The organism is Solidesulfovibrio carbinoliphilus subsp. oakridgensis (genome assembly GCF_000177215.2).
Taxonomy (GTDB): domain Bacteria; phylum Desulfobacterota; class Desulfovibrionia; order Desulfovibrionales; family Desulfovibrionaceae; genus Solidesulfovibrio; species Solidesulfovibrio carbinoliphilus.
The window spans coordinates 1,515,066-1,532,937 of sequence record NZ_CM001368.1 but is presented as its reverse complement, the minus strand read 5'-3'; the positions used below and the strand labels follow the sequence as shown (position 1 = coordinate 1,532,937).

At 68.9% G+C, this 17,872-nt stretch carries 14 protein-coding genes; 7 read left to right on the top strand and 7 right to left on the bottom strand.

The window, feature by feature from the left end; translation table 11 throughout:
• Window positions 1-20 precede the first annotated feature (20 nt).
• From DFW101_RS06755 to DFW101_RS06735, 5 genes are all read left to right on the top strand, one after another.
• A complete protein-coding gene (locus DFW101_RS06755; protein ID WP_009180761.1) occupies window positions 21-218 on the top strand; it encodes a hypothetical protein in 198 nt (65 codons plus the stop codon).
• A 24-nt stretch (window positions 219-242) separates the two neighbouring features.
• Entirely contained in the window at window positions 243-1,082 is an 840-nt protein-coding gene (locus DFW101_RS06750) for a prolipoprotein diacylglyceryl transferase (RefSeq protein WP_009180760.1), read from the top strand.
• A 90-nt stretch (window positions 1,083-1,172) separates the two neighbouring features.
• Window positions 1,173-2,171 (top strand): ABC transporter substrate-binding protein, encoded by a 999-nt coding sequence (locus tag DFW101_RS06745; RefSeq protein WP_009180759.1) that lies wholly within the window; start codon window positions 1,173-1,175, stop codon window positions 2,169-2,171.
• On the top strand, window positions 2,155-4,107 hold the full coding sequence (locus DFW101_RS06740) for a SpoIIE family protein phosphatase (protein WP_009180758.1): 1,953 nt from the start codon (window positions 2,155-2,157) through the stop codon (window positions 4,105-4,107). The genes DFW101_RS06745 and DFW101_RS06740 overlap by 17 nt, the downstream gene beginning before the upstream one ends.
• 144 nt (window positions 4,108-4,251) lie before the next feature.
• The gene (locus DFW101_RS06735; protein WP_009180757.1) at window positions 4,252-4,665 is read left to right on the top strand and encodes a Ros/MucR family transcriptional regulator; all 414 of its coding nucleotides are present in this window, start codon (window positions 4,252-4,254) and stop codon (window positions 4,663-4,665) included.
• Between the two features lie 204 nt (window positions 4,666-4,869).
• Here the strand turns inward: DFW101_RS06735 and DFW101_RS06730 are convergent, their stop codons facing one another.
• Window positions 4,870-6,030 (bottom strand): HD domain-containing phosphohydrolase, encoded by a 1,161-nt coding sequence (locus tag DFW101_RS06730; protein ID WP_232286170.1) that lies wholly within the window; start codon window positions 6,028-6,030, stop codon window positions 4,870-4,872.
• Window positions 6,031-6,292: 262 nt separating this feature from the next.
• On the opposite strand from DFW101_RS06730, the gene DFW101_RS06725 reads away from it, so the two are divergent.
• Window positions 6,293-7,702, top strand: coding sequence for an NAD(P)/FAD-dependent oxidoreductase (locus DFW101_RS06725; protein ID WP_009180755.1), 1,410 nt, complete (start codon window positions 6,293-6,295; stop codon window positions 7,700-7,702).
• 86 nt (window positions 7,703-7,788) lie between these two features.
• On the opposite strand, the gene DFW101_RS06720 is transcribed toward DFW101_RS06725, so the two are convergent.
• From DFW101_RS06720 to DFW101_RS06705, 3 genes are all read right to left on the bottom strand, one after another.
• The gene (locus DFW101_RS06720; protein WP_009180754.1) at window positions 7,789-10,167 is read right to left on the bottom strand and encodes a glycosyltransferase; all 2,379 of its coding nucleotides are present in this window, start codon (window positions 10,165-10,167) and stop codon (window positions 7,789-7,791) included.
• A 6-nt stretch (window positions 10,168-10,173) separates the two neighbouring features.
• Window positions 10,174-12,390 carry an FkbM family methyltransferase gene (locus DFW101_RS19455; RefSeq protein ID WP_198285080.1) on the bottom strand — a complete coding sequence of 739 codons (2,217 nt, stop codon included), beginning with the start codon at window positions 12,388-12,390 and terminating at the stop codon, window positions 10,174-10,176.
• A 134-nt stretch (window positions 12,391-12,524) separates the two neighbouring features.
• A complete protein-coding gene (locus tag DFW101_RS06705; protein ID WP_009180752.1) occupies window positions 12,525-13,091 on the bottom strand; it encodes a hypothetical protein in 567 nt (188 codons plus the stop codon).
• A 105-nt stretch (window positions 13,092-13,196) separates the two neighbouring features.
• Between DFW101_RS06705 and DFW101_RS06700 the strand changes: the two genes are divergently transcribed.
• Window positions 13,197-14,300, top strand: coding sequence for a radical SAM protein (locus tag DFW101_RS06700; protein ID WP_009180751.1), 1,104 nt, complete (start codon window positions 13,197-13,199; stop codon window positions 14,298-14,300).
• A gap of 156 nt (window positions 14,301-14,456) precedes the next feature.
• Here the strand turns inward: DFW101_RS06700 and DFW101_RS06695 are convergent, their stop codons facing one another.
• The 3 genes from DFW101_RS06695 to DFW101_RS06685 all read right to left on the bottom strand — a co-directional run bounded on the left by DFW101_RS06695 (window position 14,457) and on the right by DFW101_RS06685 (window position 17,795).
• Window positions 14,457-15,113, bottom strand: a complete 657-nt coding sequence (locus DFW101_RS06695; RefSeq protein WP_009180750.1) for an FkbM family methyltransferase — start codon at window positions 15,111-15,113, stop codon at window positions 14,457-14,459.
• A gap of 664 nt (window positions 15,114-15,777) precedes the next feature.
• Window positions 15,778-16,272 carry a GNAT family N-acetyltransferase gene (locus DFW101_RS06690; protein ID WP_009180749.1) on the bottom strand — a complete coding sequence of 165 codons (495 nt, stop codon included), beginning with the start codon at window positions 16,270-16,272 and terminating at the stop codon, window positions 15,778-15,780.
• Complete coding sequence (locus DFW101_RS06685) at window positions 16,269-17,795, bottom strand: SDR family oxidoreductase (RefSeq protein ID WP_009180748.1); 1,527 nt, start codon at window positions 17,793-17,795, stop codon at window positions 16,269-16,271. Before DFW101_RS06685 ends, DFW101_RS06690 begins: the two co-directional genes overlap by 4 nt.
• Window positions 17,796-17,872 lie beyond the last annotated feature (77 nt).

Below are 17,872 nucleotides of genomic sequence, written 5' to 3'. Positions count from 1 at the left end.
GTTTCTCCGGAGGATTTTTCATGAAACTCGCCCTGGCCATCGCCTGCGCCCTGTGCCTGACCCTGACCGGCACGCTGTTCGCCTTTTCCCGGAGCGCTTCCGGCGATGCCTACGCCGCCTTTGCCGACGCCGCCGGGAACGCCACGTCCTGCGAGATGGCCACCTGCGGCTGCATGGGCATGCGGTGTTCCTGCGCCGAGTGCGGCGGCGGCAAATAGCCGGGCCGCCTCCTTTCCCGTAGCATGGGCGGCTTCCTCGCCTTTCTCCTGTCCCGGGCCACCGGGATGGACGCCTTTGCCCTCCTGCAGGCAGGCTACCTCTTGCTGGGCCTCACCGGCTTGGCCGTGGTCCTGGGGTTCACCCGGCGGGAACTGGCCGGCAACCCCGACCGGGGCCGCTATCTGCTCGTCTTTCTGGCCAGCCTGCCTTTCGGCCTGGCCGGGGCGAGGCTCATCCCCATCGTCCAGGACGCCGTGGCCGCCGGCCGGCTGACGCCCGGCATCGTCCTCACCGGCGGTCTGGTCTTTTACGGCGGGGCCTTGGCCATCCTGTTGGCCATGCGCCTTTGCTGCCGGCTCCTTGGCCTGTCTCCCTGGCCGCTTCTGGACGCGGTCTGCCTGTATGCGCCGCTCGGCCACGCCTTTGGCCGGCTGGGCTGCTTTTTCGGCGGCTGTTGCTTCGGGAGCGAGACGCAATGTCCCCTTGGCGTGCGCTTCCCGGCCGGCTCGCCGGTCTTTTTGCAGGAGCGGCTGGCCGGGCTTTTGCCGGAAGGCGCCGTGGCCTCCCTGCCGGTGCACCCGTCGCAACTCTACGAGGCCGTTGGCAACGTGGCCCTCTTCGGCATCCTGTCCCTGTTCTCCAGGCGGTCCGGCGGCCTGCCGCCCGGGCGCCTGGCCACGGCCTATCTCCTCGGCTACGCCGTCTTGCGCTTCTGTCTGGAATTCTGGCGCGGCGACGCACTGCGCGGCGTCTACTGCGGCATTTCCGCGTCCCAGTATGTGGCATTGGCCGTAGCGTGCGGCGCGGCCACGGTCCTGTGGCGGGCCAGGCGTCCGGCGCCTGGCCCGCTTCATTCGGCCTGAACGGCCGATCCTTTCGCATTTAAGGGAAATTTCGTCACAAAGCGGCTTCGCCCCTAGGCAGGGTCGTGGGAATCCTGTATTTGACGGGGCATGTCCCATGTCGTGGCGCGTGTGCTCCATTCTTCGGCCCTTGCCGTGACCGGCTTGGCTTGCGGCCTCGCTGTCGCGTTGCTGTGCGGCCTGGCCCTGGCCGCGCCGCTTAAAGAGGCGGCGCTCATCCCGCAATGGGAGCCGCAGGCCCAGTTCGCCGGCTACTACGTCGCCCTGGCCAAGGGGTTCTATGCCGCCGAAGGCGTGGACATGCGGATCCTGCGCGGCGGGCCGGGCTCGCCGCCGTCGGTGCTGCTGCGGGAGGGACGGGCCCAGTTCGGCACGTTTTTCCTGCCGACCGCCATCCGGGATCGGGCGGCCGGCCTGCCGCTCGTCCATCTGGCCCAGTTCGTGTCCCATTCCAATCAGCTGCTTATTGCCCGCAAAGCCGACGGCATCGCCTCTCCGGCCGATCTGGACGGCCGGCGGGTCAGCCTGTGGGGCCCGGAATTCCGGATCGCGCCCGAGGCTTTTTTCAAGAAATACGGGGCACGGGTGACGGAAGTGCCCCAGGGCTACACCGTGGACCTGTTCCTGCGCGGCGGAGTCGCGGCCTGCTCGGCCATGCGCTACAACGAATACCACGCCATCGTGAATTCCGGCCTCGACCCGCAGGAGCTCGCCGTCTTCGCCATGGCCGACCACGGCCTGGATCTGCCCGAGGACGGGCTCTACACCCTGGAGGCGACCTGGAAAGCCGACCCGGACCTGTGCCGGGCCGTGGTCCGGGCCACTATCCGGGGCTGGCAATACGCCTTCGACCACCCGGACGAGGCCCTGTCCATCGTCATGAGCCACGTGTCCGCCGCCCACCTGCCGACCAACCGCATGCACCAGAAGTGGATGCTCGAACACCTGCGCCAGGCCATGGCCGCAGGCGGCGGGGAGCTCGGCGCCTTTGCCCGGGACCGCTACGAAGCCGCGGCCGGCCTGCTCATCGCGGCGGGGCTGATCGGGGCCGCGCCCGCCTACGAGGCCTTCCATGCCGAAAGCCGCTAAGCCGACACCCGGCCGTGGCCTGGCCTTCCGGCTGGCGGCCTGCATCCTGACCGGCGCGACGCTTGTTTTCGGGGCCGCCTTTGCCGACTACTACGTCTCCTCCAAGGACATGCTCCTGCGGGCGGTGCGGGAAAACGCCATCCATCTGATCCGGGGAGCGGCGGCCCGTCTCGATGTCCAACTGGCCGGCGTGGAGCGCGTTCCCCGGTTCCTGGCCGCCGCCTACGGCCGGACAACCCCGGCCCGGGCCGACCTGGAGCGGGATCTGGCCGGGTTCCTGGCCACCAACCCGGACGTCTACGGCGCGGCCGCGGCCTACGAGCCCGGGGCCTTCGCGCCCGGGCTGGCGCATTTCGCGCCCTATTTCTGCCGCAAGGACGGCTGGATCGCCCAGGTCTCCCTCGGCTACGAGGAGCGCTACGAGCTGGAGAACTGGTACCTCGTGCCCCGGGAGCTCGGCCGGCCGGTCTGGAGCGAGCCCTATTTCGACGAATCCGGCGGCGACATCGTCATGACGACCTACAGCGTGCCGATCTTTCGGACCGAGGGGGCGCGGCGCGCCTTTCTCGGCGTGGTCACAGCCGACGTGTCCCTGGACTGGCTGCGCGGGCAGGTGGGCCGGATCTCCATGTTCCGGTCGGGCTACGCCTTTGTGATCAGCCGCGTCGGCGTGTACGTGTCCCACCCCGACAGCCGGCTGGTCATGCGCGAAAGCGTCTTCAGCCTGGCCGAGGAGAAGGGAGGGCCGGAGCTTCGGGCCATCGGCCGGGACATGGTCAAGGGCCGCGAGGGGTTCGCCCGGCTGCCGGATTTCGTGCTCGGCAAGCCGGCCTGGCTGGCCTACGCGCCGCTTGCCGCCACGGGCTGGTCCATGGGGGTGATCGTGCCGGAAGACGAGCTTTTCGCCGACCTGCACCGGCTCGGCCGCGAGGTGGCGACGCTCGGGGCCGGCGGCTTCGCCGTGCTGCTCCTGGTCATCGCCGCCATCGCCACCTCGGTCACCCGTCCGCTCTCCCGCCTGGCCGCGACCGCCGCCGAGATCGCCACCGGCAACCTCGACGCCCCGGTCCCCCAGGGCGGCTCGCGGGACGAAGTCGGGGCCCTGGCCCGGTCCTTCGAGCAGATGCGGCTGGCCCTCAAGGACTACATCGCCGACCTGACCGCCACCACCAAGGCCAAGGAACGGCTGGAGTCGGAACTCAAGATCGCGCGCAGCATCCAGATGAGTTTTCTGCCCAAGCATTTCCCGCCCTTTCCGGAGCTGACGGCCTTCGAGCTCCACGCCAGCCTGGAGCCGGCCTGGGAAGTCGGCGGCGACCTGTACGACTTCTTCCTGCTCGGGCCGGACAAGCTGCTGTTCCTGGTCGGCGACGTCTCGGGCAAGGGCGTGCCCGCGGCCCTGTTCATGGCCGTGACCAAGACGCTGGTCAAAGGCATCGCCGAGCAGGAAACCGACCCGGCCGAGATTCTCACCAAGGTCAACCGCGAGCTGTGCGTGGACAACGAGTCCATGCTCTTTGTCACCATGTTCCTGGCCATCCTCGATTGTTCCACGGGCGAGCTGGCCTTTTCCAACGCCGGCCACAACCCGCCGGCCCTCATTGCCCCGGACGGCGCGGTGTCCTGGATGACGCTGCCGCGCGGGGTTTTTCTCGGCATCATGGAAGAGGCGGTCTACAAGACCACCCGGATGCGCCTGACGGCGGGAACGCGGCTTTTCGCCTTCACCGACGGCGTCAACGAGGCCATGAACACGGGGCAGGAACTCTTCGGCACCCGCCGGTTGGTCGAGGCCCTGGCCGCCGGAGCGTCCCTGGCGCCGGAAGAGCTCGACCAGGCCGTGATGGACGCTGTACGGGCCTTTGCCGGCGAGGCCGACCAGGCCGACGACATCACGGTGCTGACCATGCTTTACCGTGGTTCCGAGGCAGGGTGAAGGCACGGCCGGGGCCGGACACGTCCGGCTGTCGCAACCCGTAACTAGTGGCTGTATGAAAGGCTTTCCGTTTGTTTTTGAATTCAGTTGCAATTATGCGCTGGCTTACTTATACGTAGTAAAAGTCGTCATCAGGAGAGACCAATGGAAGAATATTTGAAAGCAGCCTTGGAAATCGTCAAGGCCCAGGCGTCGGTCCGGACCATGACCGATGAAGAAATCACCTCCATGCTGCGCAACGTGGCCGCCGGCATTCAGGCGGCCGCCGAAGCGGAGTCCGTTCCGGCCGAAGCGGCCGCCCCGGCCATGGATCCGAGCAAGGCGGTGAAGGAAAGCAGCGTGGTCTGCCTGGAATGCGGCAAGGCGTTCAAGGTCCTTACCAAGAAACATCTTGGGGCCCATGGCCTCACGCCCGAGGAATACCGGGCCAAATACGGCTACAAAAAGGGCGCGCCCCTGGCCGCCAAATCCCTGCAACGGGAACGCCGCAAGAAGATGAAGGACATGCGTCTTTGGGAACGCCGCCGCAAGCCCGTTGCCGCTGCCGCCACCGAGTAGCCGGCGCCGCCTGACCGATATTCCGGCCGCGCGCCGCCCCGTCCGGGGCCCCCGCGCGGCTTCGGTTTTCCGACAGCCCCGGCGCGGCGGCCCCGGACGCGCCCTCGATGCGTCCGGCCGATCGCGCCGGGACGGACGTCGCCGGCCCGGCGCCGCCGCCCCTTTCCGGGGACGGCCGCAAAGCCCCGGCCCCCGCCGCCGGCTTCAGTCGCCGCTCGGCACGATGACCTTGACCGGGTCCGTGACCGGATCGTAGCGGGCCAGCTTGGCGATGTGGGCCAGGGAGACGCTCGAAAGCGCGTAGCCCTTGGGCAGGACCTTCAGTTGCTGGCCGCCGCGCGTGACGAACATGTCCTCGGCCAGGATCATGTTGTCGCGAAGGCTTTTCACCGCCACCGGCACGATGACGTATTTGCCTTCCTCGCCGAGCACCTCGCCAAACGCCACCACCACGTCCGGATCGTAGAGTCCCGCGCCCTGCTTGATGGTCTTGTAGGCCTCGGCCTTGGCCGCGCCGGCCGACACCAGCCGGTCGAAGTCGAGCAGGACCCGCAGGATGCGCGCCCCGACCGGCAGCTCCTTGCCCCGCACCGCGTCCTGCGGAAAGCCGGTGCCGTCGAAATTCTTTTCCTGGTAGGCGATGGCCTTGGCCACCCCGCCCATGCGCGGGATGTTGGCCACGAGCTTGGCCGCCACCTCGGCGTGCTGTCGGTAGGTGGCCGCGTCTTCGGCCGAAAGGGTCCGGCCGCGCTCCACCCGGGAGATGACCGCGTCGGGCAGGATGATAAATCCCATCTGGCACAGCATGGCCGCCGCCTCGGTCTGCCAGGGGCTCGGATCGCCGCACAGGCGGGAGAGCGGCCGCACATAGGGCGCGATCCGCGAGATGCGGCCGTAGATCTCGGGCCGCAAGAGCGACAGGACTTCGGACAGCATCCTGAGGCTGCCTCGAAGCGTCCCTTCAAGGAGCTCCCGCTCGGCCATGACCAGCCGGTACTGTTCCACGGCCGCGGTCAAGGCGCCGACCAGATAGCTCGTCTCGCACGGCTTGGTCAGGAATCGGAAGATGTTGCCCTCGTTGACCGCGCCGATGGCGGCCTCGAGGTCGGCGAATCCGGTCAGCATCACCCGCACCGTCTCGGGCCGCATCTCGCGGACCTTGGACAGGACCGCGACGCCGTCCATGCCGGGCATGCGCAGGTCCGAGACCACGACGGCGTAGGCCGGACTTTCCCTGACCTTGGCCAGCCCGGCCTCGGGCCCGACGGCCGTGTCCACCTCGAAGGAGCCGTGGAGGTTGCGCCGGAATCCGGCCAGGATCCGCTCGTCGTCGTCGATGAAAAGCACCCGGTTGTTCACGGGCATCTCCTTCCGGCAGGTTCCGGGGACCATGCGGCCAGACAACCCCGGCCACGGCACGGGGGCCTTGGCCGGGAAAGACACGGGAACGCCTTTTCGGACATGGTAGCCTATCCCGGGAGAAAGAAAAAGAACCGGGCCGGGCCGGGCGGATAGCCGCCTCCCGGCCCGGCCGCGACCGGCCGCCGCGCTCCTTGCCAGAAGTCCGACGGGCGCGGTATCCGGGAAGCATCGCCGCCTGGCGCGGCACTCCCGCAAAGGATGACCCGTGGAAAACGAAGCCGGAAAAGATTTCGACGTCATCGTGGTCGGCGGCGGGCCGGCCGGACTTTTCGCCGCCCATTACCTCTCCCTGCACTCGGACCTGTCGGTCCTGCTGCTGGAGAAGGGCAAGGCCGCCGGCAAACGCCGCTGCCCCATGCAGGGCCGCAAGGACTGCCTCAAGTGCAAGCCCTGCAACATCCTGGCCGGCATCGGCGGGGCCGGGCTTTTTTCCGATGGCAAGCTCAACTTCATCCCCAAGCTCGGCAAGACCGACCTGACCCAGTTCATGTCCCTGTCTGCGGCCACGGCGCTCATCGACGAAACCGAGGCCCTTTTCACCGAACTCGGCATGGACGGCCCGGTCTATCCCACGGACCAGGAAAAAGCGCGAAACATCCGCAAGGAAGCCCGAAAGCTCGGCATCGAGCTTTTGCTCATCCGCCAGAAGCACCTCGGCAGCGACCATCTGCCCGACCACATCGCGGCCATGTCCGCCGGCCTGGCCGGCCGGGGCGTGGTCATCCGCACCGGCGAGGAGGTCAGGGACGTGGTGGTCGCAGCCGGCCGCGTGGCCGGCGTCACCACGGCCAAGGGGACCTACGGGGCCCCGGCCGTGATCCTGGCCCCGGGCCGGGTCGGGGCGGAGTGGATGGGGGGGCTGGCCCGCCGCCATGGCCTGCCCTACAGCCAGCGCGGCATCGAGGTCGGAGTGCGGGTCGAGGTCCACAACGAAATCCTGGCCGATCTGACCGACGTCATCTACGACCCGACCTTTTTCGTGCGCACCCGCAAATACGACGACCAGACCCGGACCTTTTGCACCAACCAGGGCGGGTACGTGGCCCTCGAAAACTACCAGGACTTCGTGTGCGTCAACGGCCACGCCTACATGGACGCCAAGTCCGACAGCTCCAACTTCGCCTTTCTGTCCAAGGTGGTGCTGACCGACCCGGTCTCGGACAACCAGGCCTACGGCGAGGCCATCGGCCGGCTGGCCACCATGATCGGCGGCGGCAGCCCCATCCTCCAGCGTTTCGGCGACCTGAAGCGCGGCCGGCGCAGCACCTGGAGCCGCATCCGGCGCGGTTCGGTCGAGCCGACGCTGACTTCCGTCACCTGCGGCGACATCGCCATGGCCCTGCCCGAGCGCATCGTGGCCAACCTGGTCGACGGCCTGGAGCAGCTAAACGCCGTGGTGCCGGGCGTGGCCAACGACGAGACCCTGCTCTACGCCCCGGAGATCAAGTTCTTCGCCACCCAGATCGACACCACCCCGGACTTGCAAACCGCCGTGGCCGGCATGTACGTGGCCGGCGACGGCCCGGGCGTGGCCGGCAACATCGTCTCCGCCGCCGCCACCGGCCTCATCCCGGCCAAGGCCATTTTGCGGGAACGGGGCAAGGGGGAGGGGTAGGGGCAAGAGGTAAGGGGAGAAGGGCAAGGGGATGCCTCCGGCGGCCGGGCGGGATCATCCCCGGACCCCCTGGAAAGTGGGCGCGGTCAGGCGGGCAGGCTGCGGGCGGCCTGGTTCAGGGCGGTCGCGCCCACGGTGTTGCCCACGGCGGCCAGCCGGGCGGCCAGGGTGGCAAGCGCCGGGCCTTGGCGGCGGGCGAGGTCCCGGCGCGCGGCCGGGGACCTGGCGGCGCGCTCGGCCATGACGTGTTGGTAGAGGTCCCGGTAGCGGGCGACCATGGCCGGCAGGCCGTAGGAATCCCGGGCGGACGGGGCGTTGGCCGCCAGCGTTTGGCGCAGGTCGCGGTCGGTGATGAGCCGGGACAGGGCCCGGGTAAAGGCTTCCGTGTCGCCCGTGAGCGTCACCAGCCCGTTTTCGCCGTCGCGGACGATCTCCGGCAGGGCCCCGGCGTCGAACGAAACCACCGGCAGGCCGCAGCAGAGCGCCTCCAGGGCGACCAGGCCGAAGGTGTCGGCCAGGCTCGGGTAGGCGAACACGTCCGAGGCGGCGTAGGCCGTGGCCAGCCTGGCCGCGTCGAGGGAAAACGGCAGGTTGACGATGGGCAGGCCGGCGTCCTCGTAGGTGCCGCCGATGTTTAAAAGGACCACCTCCGGGTGGCGCTCGACCAGGGCGGCCAGGGCCGCGACCAGGTGCGCGCCGCCCTTCCAGGAATTGGCCAGGCCGCCGTGGGCGCAAAAGGACAGGATGGTCGCCCCGGGCGGCAGCCCCAGTTCCCGGCGCGCGGCCTGCCGGTCGCGCGGGGCGAAGGTGTCGGTGTCGATGCCGTTGGGGATGACATGGACGGGCAGGTGGGCCAGAAAGCTTTCTTCCACCTGGCGCTTAAGCCATTCGGACGGCACCGCGATGTGGGCGTCCAGGGCCTGTCCGGCCGTGGCCTTGTCGCGCCACAGTTCGGCTGTGGTGTCGGTGGCGAGGCCCGGATAGACGCGCAAGTCCGGGCAGTCGCCGCAGCCCGTGCGCCAGCCCGGGCAGGCGAAGGCGTGGGCGCAGTTGCCGGTCAGCCCCTGCATGTCGTGGAGCGTCCAGACCAGGGGCTTTCCCACGCTCCAGCCGGCGGCGCTCATGGGATTGCAGTAGCCGGTGTGCAGGTTGTGGCAGTGGACAACCTGCGCCTCCTGAAATGCCCGCCGCTCGGCCAATAAGAAGGTGCTGGCCACGTTGTAGTCGGGAAGGCCCATTGCCTCGGCCGCCGCCTTGGCCGGCCGGTTCTTGTCCTCCTGGCCGATGGTCTCGATCCAGTAGTCGGGCAGTTTCTTTTTCCAGACGAAATACGTGAAGTCGTCGGGCCCGGCATTGAGGCTCCGGCCGAGGTCAAGCGCGATGCGGGCCGCGCCGCCGTAGGCGTCGAGTTGGTTGACGAGCACGCCCCGGATGCCCGGCACCCGGCCGAGGACCCGCTTTTGGAAAAAGGGGTCGCCAAGCCGCATGTTGCGCGCGGCCGGGTCGGGCCGGCCGAGGAGCTCCCCCTTGAGAAGGCCGATCCGCCGGCGGTAGCCGGGATCACGGGCCAGGGCGGCCAGCCCGTCGGCCGGGTAGGGCTCAACCGCCAGCCGGCCGGCCGCGATGTCGCCGAGCATGGCCGCCACCTGCTCCGGGTGGTCGCCGGTGTACGACTCGATCCAGCCGGGCTGGTCGCGCACGGTGAAGAGGTTGAAGGGGTCGGCCCGGCCGAGGAACTGCTCCTCGCACCACCGGGGCAGGTCCCGGCAGTGGGGAACCTCGGTCCAGGCGGCGTAGTAGGCGGTCTTGTCCCGGACCTGCTTGGGAAAGAGCAGGGAATAGTGGAAAAGCCGCACGTCCATGGCCTCCAAGGCCTCGGCCGAAAGGGGCCGCAGGCTCAGGACGTCGAGGCCCCGGTCGTCGAGGATCGTCGGCGGCCGGTGGCCGGCATAGCGGTATCCGGGACCCCAGCGGAAAAGCCGCCGGAACGCGTCGCCCCCGGCCAGCAGGTACGAGCTGCCGTTGACGATGCCGGGCGAGCCGAAAAAGCTCCACTGCCGGAAGACCGCGCCCGTGATCGACGGGTCCCCGGCCAGGAGCGAGCAGACCAGCTCCATATCCCGGGTCCGGTAGAACTCGTCGATGTCCACCTGCCACAGCCAGTCCCCGGTGGCCCGGGCGGCAAAGGCCGCGGACATGGCGTCCTTCTCCTCCCACGGCCCGTCCTGGGTGACGACGACAAGCTTGCCGTCCGGGTCCTCGTTGGCCTTGAAATCGTAGAGCGTCTCCAGGGTGCCGTCCCGGGAATGCCCGTCCGGCCGGGCCTGGCCCATGGCCCGTCCAACCGCGCCCTCGACCACCACGATCTGGTGGGCAAAGGGGTAGAGCGCCCGCAGGCAGTAGCGGGTGAAAGGCTCGCCGTTTAGGACGATGACGCCGAAGGTGATGCGGGGCAGGGCGGCCATGGGAGATTACGGGGCGCCGTGGCTTTCGACCGTTTCGTCGCGGAATAAGACCTCCGCGTCGAAGGGATCGAAGGGGATGAGTTTTCCAAGCCCCAGCCGGGGGCGCATGAAGACGGTCGCCCGGTCGTTTTGCATGGCGGCGGCAAAGGAAAAGGAGCTGTTGGAGATGGCCAGCCCGTCGGCCCGGGTCAGGACGTGGAAGTCGGGATAGCAGGGGCACACGGCGTCGATCGTGCCGAGGTCCCCGAGGTCGGCCCGGGAGGCCGAAGCGTAGTCCGCGAAGTCCGGGAGGACCTTCTCCGGCTCGTCGCTGGCGATGTAGAGGAGCGGGTCGGGGAGGTGTGGCCAGACCGCTGCCAGCCAGTCGCGGTACCAGGCGGAGGGGGCCACGAAAAAGTGGCCGTAGCCGTAGTCCCCGCGCCGCAGGTGCAGGGCGACCAGTGTGCGCCGGCCGGCCAGCAGGCGGTCGAGGGCCGCGTCGAGGGGGGCCTTGATTTCGGGCACGGGCGCAAAGAGGCTTCGGAAAAAGGCCTTGTCCGCAGCGTAAAAGCTGGAATGAAATTGGAAATAGCCGGACAGGTCCACGTTTCTGACCGGCGGATCGGCCCCGGCCACGGCGTCCGTGGCCGGGACCGGGGAGGTCTGGCGCACCAGCGGCAGGGCCCGGGGCGGCGGCGGATCGGCCGCGCCGAAAAGGAAGTTCCCCACCCAGGCCGGGACCTGGGCCGTGAGACGATGGCGGGCGGCGTGGCGCCTTAAAAAGGCGTACTGGAACAGCTGGTTGGCGAAGCGGCCGTTTTGCCCCAGGTCGGCCATGCTGAGGATCGATCGTCGGACGTAGAGGGCGTCGCCCCAGCTCGGATCGTAGGGACACACGGCCGCCTCGCGCACGAAGCCGAAGCCGGCGAGGAAGGCGTCGAGCTGGTGGGACAGGACGCAGCCCTGGTAGAGCTCCCGGTAGTTGATCTCCGCATTAATGGCCTCGATGCGGGGGAGCGTGGCCGCCGCGCCCCGAAGGGCGACAAGCTCCGCGCCCTGGATGTCGATGTTGATCAGGTTGAAAGCGGCCGGGTCGAGACCCAGCCGGTCGAGCAGGGCGTCCAGGGACACGGCCGGCACCGTGATCGCGTCGGTCTCCACGATGCCGGGGTAGAGGGCGAGGTGCTCGCCGAGCGGCAAAAGCGAGCTGCTCTGGTCCATGCTCGTGACGTGGAGCGTGGCGGTTTCGGCCGCGCCGTCGGTGGCGGCGCAGACGGCCACGAAGACGTCCGGCTCCCCGGCCACGTTTCGTTCAAGCCGGGCGGCCACGGCCGGGTTGGCCTCGATGAAAAGGACGGGCGACGCGCCCATGGCCCGGTAGGCGGCCAGTTCCCGGCCCTCGTGGGCCCCGATGTGGATGACGCCCCGGGGCCGGATGCCCCGGCTCCGAAGTTCGGCCCCCAGGTCCAGCATGGCCGGCGGCCGGCCGAGAAACCAGCCGGCAAGGCGGCGGTGGACGGCCAGGTAGTTGGCGTAGGCGTAGTCCTCGAGCCGGTCGGACCACGTTTCCACAGGCGTGAAATCTCCGTCCGCCTCGGTAAAAAGCACGTAGTCCCGCAAGGCCAGGAAGTCGAAGGCGGAACGCAACGTGGCCCGGGCGTCGGCAAAGGTGCCGCCGTACTCGAACTGCAGGGCGTCCACGGCCCCGGCCGCCAGCAGCCCGGCCGCGCCCCGAAGGACGGCCGGCTCCGCGCCTTCCACGTCGATCTTGAGAAAATCGATGTGGAAGATCCCCTCCGTCCGGCAATAGGCGTCCAGGGTGTCGCAGGCCACGGTCAGGACCTCGGGCGCGCCGACGCTCCCCCTGGCCTCCTCGCCGCGGCGCCGGAAAAAGCCGCTCCAGGTGGGGCTTTCGCGGTAGTGGTGGAACCGCAGCCGGCCGGCCATGTCGGCCAGGGCCAGGTTGCGGAGGCGCGCCTCCGGAAAATGCCGGAGGATCGTGGCCCCAAGGGCGGCAAAGGCCCCGGGCAGGGGCTCGAACAGATGGAGGGCGACAGACGGGACGCCCTCGGCCACGGCCAGGCTCCAGGCCCCCCGGTGGGCGCCCACGTCGAAGACCACCGCGCCCGGGCGCACGAACCGTTTGGCCGCCCGGTATTCCGGCCCCTGCCGGATGCGGGCCGCGGCCTCGCCCAGGCGCGCGGCGGCCTCCGCGTCGGGGCTCGGCCGGCCGGCCTCGGGCATCGGCCGCAGGGAGGAATTCGGGCCGGCCGTCCGGGAAGAGGTCGTCCCACAGGCCGGCCCCGGGGCGCGGGATGGCGGGGAGGATGCCGTCGCGGAGGGCCGCGTCTCCGGGGTGACGCTTCCCATGGAGCTTCCTATTTGAACTTCAGTTGCAGGTGGATGGTGACCGGGCCGTCGTCAAAGCTGATGTTTTTGAACATGGTTTCCCGGTCGATGGAGTAGGTGTCCGGCGAGTGGATGTCCACGCGCAGCACGTCCTTGCGGCCAAGGGGCAGGGCGACTTTCTTCCCGCCCACCTTGAAGATGATCTGTTCGCCGTTTTGGTACCAGAAAAAATAGGTCCGGCTTTCGGTGAAGAAGTAGGGCTGGTCGGTGGACCAGGTGTCCCGGGCCAGCGGTTTTTCGAGGCTGACGTCCAGGCGGTAGATCTCCGGCGCCACCCGGGACACGTTGATCGAGGTCATGGCGTAGCGGCCCGAGCTTTCGGGATCGCCGGTGCGAAGCATGGCGTAGCCGGCCATGACCTGGAAATCGATGGGCTGGCCCGGCAGTTCGCGGGTCTTGCTCTGGAAAAACCGGGACAGGGCGGCGGTGGAATCGTCGGTGGCCCGGCTGGCCGCCTGCGCCGGCCAGGCCGTGGACATGCCCGCCGCCAGGGCGCAGAGGAGGGCGAGCAGCGCGCCGCATGAAATCCGTGACATGACCGGCCTCCGACGGTCCGCCGCCCTGGCGGACGGCGGGGAAAAGGGGTACAGGGCTTCCCACCCCATAATGTTCGGACCGTCAAATGCTACCCCGGCAACGCCATGAATGCAATGACACCCCCCCCGGGCGATGATATCGCCGCCATCCTGGACAAGGCCCGCTCCCGCCAGCGCCTGACCCCCGACGAGGCCCTCATCCTGGCCGTGGCCGCGCCGCTGCACGACCTGTGCGCCGCCGCCATGGACGACAGGCTGGCCCGGCACGGCAGGAACGCCTACTACGTGCACAACGTGCACGTGAATTTCACCAACGTCTGCGTCAACGCCTGCCGGTTTTGCGCCTTCAGCAAGACCAAGGGCGCGCCCGGGGCCCGGACGCTTTCCGCCGCCGACATCGTGGCCGATCTCGACGCGCGCGGCGACGCGCCCATCCGGGAGATCCACGTGGTCGGCGGGCTCAATCCCGAGCTGCCGCTGGAATACTACCTGGACATGCTCCGGGCCATCGCCAAGGCCCGGCCCGACGCCGGCATCAAGGCCTTTACCGCCGTGGAGGTGGCCCATCTGGCCGACACCCGGGGCGTCTCCGAGTTCGAGATCCTCTCGGCCCTGCGCGAGGCCGGGCTCATGATGCTGCCGGGCGGCGGGGCCGAGGTCTTTTCCCCGGCCCTTCGCGCGCGGCTGTGTCCGGAGAAGATCACGGGCGAGCGGTGGCTGCAGATCCACGCCACGGCCCACGGCATGGGCCTGCCCACCAACGCCACCATGCTGTTTGGCCACATCGAGAGCTGGGCCGACCGGGTGGCCCACCTGTCCGCGCTTCGCGACCTGCAGGACCTGACCGGAGGGTTCACCTGCTTCATTCCGCTGGCCTACCAGCCGGCCAACAACACGCTCGGAGCCAAGGGGCCCGACGGCGTCACGGTCCTGCGCCTGATGGCCCTGTCCCGGCTTTTCCTGGACAACATCCCGCATCTGAAGGCCTACTGGGCCATGCTCGGCATCAAGGCGGCCCAGATGGCCCTTTGGGCCGGGGCCGACGACTTCGACGGCACCATCGTCGAGGAGCGCATCGGCCACGCCGCCGGGGCGGACAGCCCCAAGGGCCTGACGCTCTCCGAACTGCGCCACGCCATCGAGGCGGCCGGCATGGTGCCGGTGGAACGGACGCCGGATTTCAAGCCGCTCGGCTCGTCGCGTCCATGAAAAAAGGACATACTTCTTTCATGAGTAATTACCTGCGATGATTGTTTTTTTTTTTTTCTTAAAGAAGACTGGCGTATCCTTTAAGGATCGCAACACGGGGCGGCGATTTCGCCGGATCGGGCTGGCTGCAAGTGCGCCACGGGAAACGGGCACCTGTCAGCCCCGCATCGCGTAAACGTCGCCCCAAAGGCCGCCATCCCGCCTCCCGAGATCCCCTGCCAAGGTCTTGACCTCCTCCCCGGACAGCCATTCGGGCAAGGCCAACGCGTCGTGTTCGGCAAGACCGAGATTGAACTTGGTCATGCCGATGGACTCCAGATGTTCCAGGCAACGCCCCATGTTCTCGATGAATTCAATGGTGAATTCAAAGCTCAAGAGCCCGATCGGGCGTGACAAACCTGAAAGAACTTGCCGTTCGAAGCCCTCCACATCAATCTTCATGAAGCGGGGAGTGCCAAAAAAATCCATGGCCATGTCCAGGGTAACGGAGGGCACTTGAACCTTCTCGTCCCAGAGGTATTGCTTGAAGCGTCCCGTGAACCACTGCGGGTTGCAGGTGGAGAGGACAGGGGATTGCGTGCAGATGTTGAGCGTGACGATTCCTGGCCTGTCGGCAACGGCTTTGTTCTCGATGAAGGCCTGGGGAGTGGCGGCAAAACGGCGGCACAGCGTGGCGGCCAGCCGGGGATTTGCTTCAAAAGCCACCACGCGCGCGCCAAGATCCAGATAGTGTTGCGTGCTCTTCCCGATGTTCGCCCCGACATCGAAAACCAGGTCCCCAGGCTGGAGGAAGTCCTTGAGAGCGTGCGCCATGATGTTTCCTGCGACGGGTGGGTTTCAATTACGATGGAGACTGCCGTTGCCAAGACAAGGTCCGTGCCCTGCGGCCGGCGTCGCCGGTGCGGTGTAGTGCGGGCGGCAGCCGGCCGGCAACCTTTTTGCGAGCCTCGGAAGCCGCCTGGGGCGGTGGATTCCCGACCGGCAGGCCCAGGGACTGGACCTCCCGGAAAAGCCCGGGCCGCCTTTTCCATCGGGAATGGCGGCCTTTTTCGTGTCCCCGGGCGCGGACGGGCAGCGGCGGAAAACAGGCGAGGGCCGCTTCCTCCGGGGGGAAGGAAGTGGCCCTCGCGTTATAGGCGGGAAGTGTTTCCGGGGGAGGCGTGCCCGTCGCGGGGCGTATCCGCCCCGCGACGAGGGCCCGCGCTGCTCCGAATCCCCCTTCGCCGTTTGGCGACCTCTGGCGGGGTCCCGGCCGTGCCGGCACCGTCGCGGAAGGGAAAGCAATCCCCGTGCCGCTTTCGCCCCCGGTCCGGCCCGGTCGGAGGGCAAGTCGTCAACATGCCGGAATTCCAAAAGAAAAGGATGAGAGTACGGCAAATGGCCTTGCCCGCGGTTCCGGGCCGGGACCACCAATCGTGGACAATGGCCGGATTCCCGGTGGATCGTTCGAGGAGCCGTGGGAGGGAGGACGGTGGGATCAGGGGGCCAGCGTCTTGGCCATGAGGCAGACCGGCAGGGACACGCCGCCGGGCAGGGGCCGGTTGGCCAGGCGAAGGACGGCGTAGCCCTGGGCGAGGTAGAAGGCCAGGGCGTTTCGGGAAGCATTGAGGGTCAGCCCCTCCAGCCCGATCTCCCGGGCCAGGGACTCGACGGCGCGAAGGAGCCGGGCTCCGGTACCGGGCGCGGCCAGGGGAGCGGTGTAAAGAAGGCTCACCTCGCAGCCGCGCAGCCCGGCCAGTCCCGTGAGGCCGGTCGGCCCGGGTCCCGCCTCGGCCACGAAGAGGTTGTGGTCCGGGTCCTCGACCATGGCCGCCAAGCGGTCGGCCGATCCCCGGGCGATCCAGGCCGCCCGTTCGCGCGGCCCGTAGCTGCAGGCGGCCTTGCCCTCGATGGCGGCCGCGAAAACCCGGGCCATGGCCGGGGCGTCGTCGGGCAGGGCCGGGCGGATGCGGTCACGGGCCGGGACGGTCATGCCGCGCCCCTCGTGCCGGAGGCCGGCTGCGGCGCGAGTCGCCGGGGCGGGGAGGCGAAGGCCGCGCCCACGGCCCGGGCCACGCCGCGCAGCATGCCGGCAAAAAGCAGGTGGTGCGGCACGAGGAGCGCGTACCAGTAGACGAGCCCGGCCAGCCCCCGGGGCAGAAACCGCGATTGGATGGTGATCTCCGTGGCCTCGGCCCCGGCCGGAGCCAGGCGGAATTCCAGAAGCGCCGCGCCCGGGGTCCGCATCTCGGCCAAAAGGACCAGCCGGCGGTTTTCCTTGATCGCCAGCACCCGCCAGAAATCCAGCGGGTCCCCGACCCGAAGCGCCTCCCGCCGGATGGTCACCCGCCGCAGGCCCACGCCGCCGACCAGCTGGTCGCAAAAGCCCCTGATCCGCCACAACACGTTGCCGTAATACCAGCCCGTGTCCCCGCCGATGGCGGCAATGGCCCGCCAGACCGCCTCGGGCCTGGCCCTGACCACGGCCCGGTAGGCGCACTCGTAGGCCGCGCCGCCGGCATAGGGCGCATCGCCGCAGGCCGTCCATTCGGCCGGGGCCACATACCCGGCGTCGGCGCAGGTGGATTCCACGGCGTTCTGGCGGATCTTGCCCAGGGCCCGGGCGATGGCCTCCCGGCAGGTCAGGCGCTCGCGCGGCAGGATGTCCAGGATGCGGCTGTCGCGGCAGACGACCTCGTTTCGGAGGCCCTCGACCAGCGGCACGATGAGCGAGCGGGGCAGTGGTGTGATGAGCTGCATCCAATAGGTGGACAGCCGGGGGCTCAAAAGCGGCACCGGAATGATGATCCGGCGGGGGAGGCCGGCCACCCGGGCGTAGAGGGCGAAAATTTCCGCGTAGGTCAGGACATCCGGCCCGCCGATATCAAAAGTTTGGCCCACGGTGCGGGGCTCGGCCAGGCAGTCCGCCAGATAGCCGAGCACGTCGGTGACGGCGATGGGCTGGCAGCGGTTGCGCACCCAGCGGGGAGCCACCATGGCCGGCAGCCGGTCCACGAGGTAGCGCATGATCTCGAAGGAGGCGCTGCCCGAACCGAGGATCATGGCGGCGCGCAGGTGGGTGACGGGCACCCGGCCGTAGCCGAGGATCTTGCCCACTTCGTGGCGCGAGCGCAGATGCGGGCTCAGGTTGTCGGAGTCAAGGCCGAGGCCCCCGAGATAGATGATGCGGGAAATCCCGGCGTCGTCCGCGGCCCGGGCCATGACCATGGCCGCCTCGCGGTCCTCGGCGGCGAAATCACGGTTGCCCGGATGCATGGAGTGGACGAGGTAATAGGCCGGGCCGCAGCCGGCTGCGGCCCGGCGCATGGCCGGCAGGTCGCGCATGTCGGCCTCGGCCAGCTCGACCCGGGGATGGGCGGCAAAAGGACGCGCGGCCAGCTTGTCCAGGGAGCGGCCCACGGCCCGGACACGGTATCCGGCGGCCAGGAGCCTGGGGACAAGCCGGCTGCCGACGTAGCCGGTGGCACCGGTGACAAGGACAGGCGAATCGGGCATGGCGCGGTCCTTTGTTGCGGGATCATTCCGGATAGCAGGCCGTGCCCGGACTGGCAACCGGACGGATTTTTTGCGGC

Bases quoted from the DNA above. Each gene is read 5' to 3' on its own strand.
- DFW101_RS19455 (WP_198285080.1), bottom strand. From the start codon at position 12,390: ATGCCCGAGGCCGGCCGGCCGAGCCCCGACGCGGAGGCCGCCGCGCGC.
- DFW101_RS06750 (WP_009180760.1), top strand. From the start codon at position 243: ATGGGCGGCTTCCTCGCCTTTCTCCTGTCCCGGGCCACCGGGATGGAC.
- DFW101_RS06730 (WP_232286170.1), bottom strand. From the start codon at position 6,030: ATGCCCGTGAACAACCGGGTGCTTTTCATCGACGACGACGAGCGGATC.
- DFW101_RS06695 (WP_009180750.1), bottom strand. From the start codon at position 15,113: ATGGCGCACGCTCTCAAGGACTTCCTCCAGCCTGGGGACCTGGTTTTC.
- DFW101_RS06745 (WP_009180759.1), top strand. From the start codon at position 1,173: ATGTCCCATGTCGTGGCGCGTGTGCTCCATTCTTCGGCCCTTGCCGTG.
- DFW101_RS06735 (WP_009180757.1), top strand. From the start codon at position 4,252: ATGGAAGAATATTTGAAAGCAGCCTTGGAAATCGTCAAGGCCCAGGCG.
- DFW101_RS06720 (WP_009180754.1), bottom strand. From the start codon at position 10,167: ATGGCCGCCCTGCCCCGCATCACCTTCGGCGTCATCGTCCTAAACGGC.
- DFW101_RS06740 (WP_009180758.1), top strand. From the start codon at position 2,155: ATGCCGAAAGCCGCTAAGCCGACACCCGGCCGTGGCCTGGCCTTCCGG.
- DFW101_RS06755 (WP_009180761.1), top strand. From the start codon at position 21: ATGAAACTCGCCCTGGCCATCGCCTGCGCCCTGTGCCTGACCCTGACC.
- DFW101_RS06705 (WP_009180752.1), bottom strand. From the start codon at position 13,091: ATGTCACGGATTTCATGCGGCGCGCTGCTCGCCCTCCTCTGCGCCCTG.
- DFW101_RS06700 (WP_009180751.1), top strand. From the start codon at position 13,197: ATGAATGCAATGACACCCCCCCCGGGCGATGATATCGCCGCCATCCTG.
- DFW101_RS06685 (WP_009180748.1), bottom strand. From the start codon at position 17,795: ATGCCCGATTCGCCTGTCCTTGTCACCGGTGCCACCGGCTACGTCGGC.
- DFW101_RS06690 (WP_009180749.1), bottom strand. From the start codon at position 16,272: ATGACCGTCCCGGCCCGTGACCGCATCCGCCCGGCCCTGCCCGACGAC.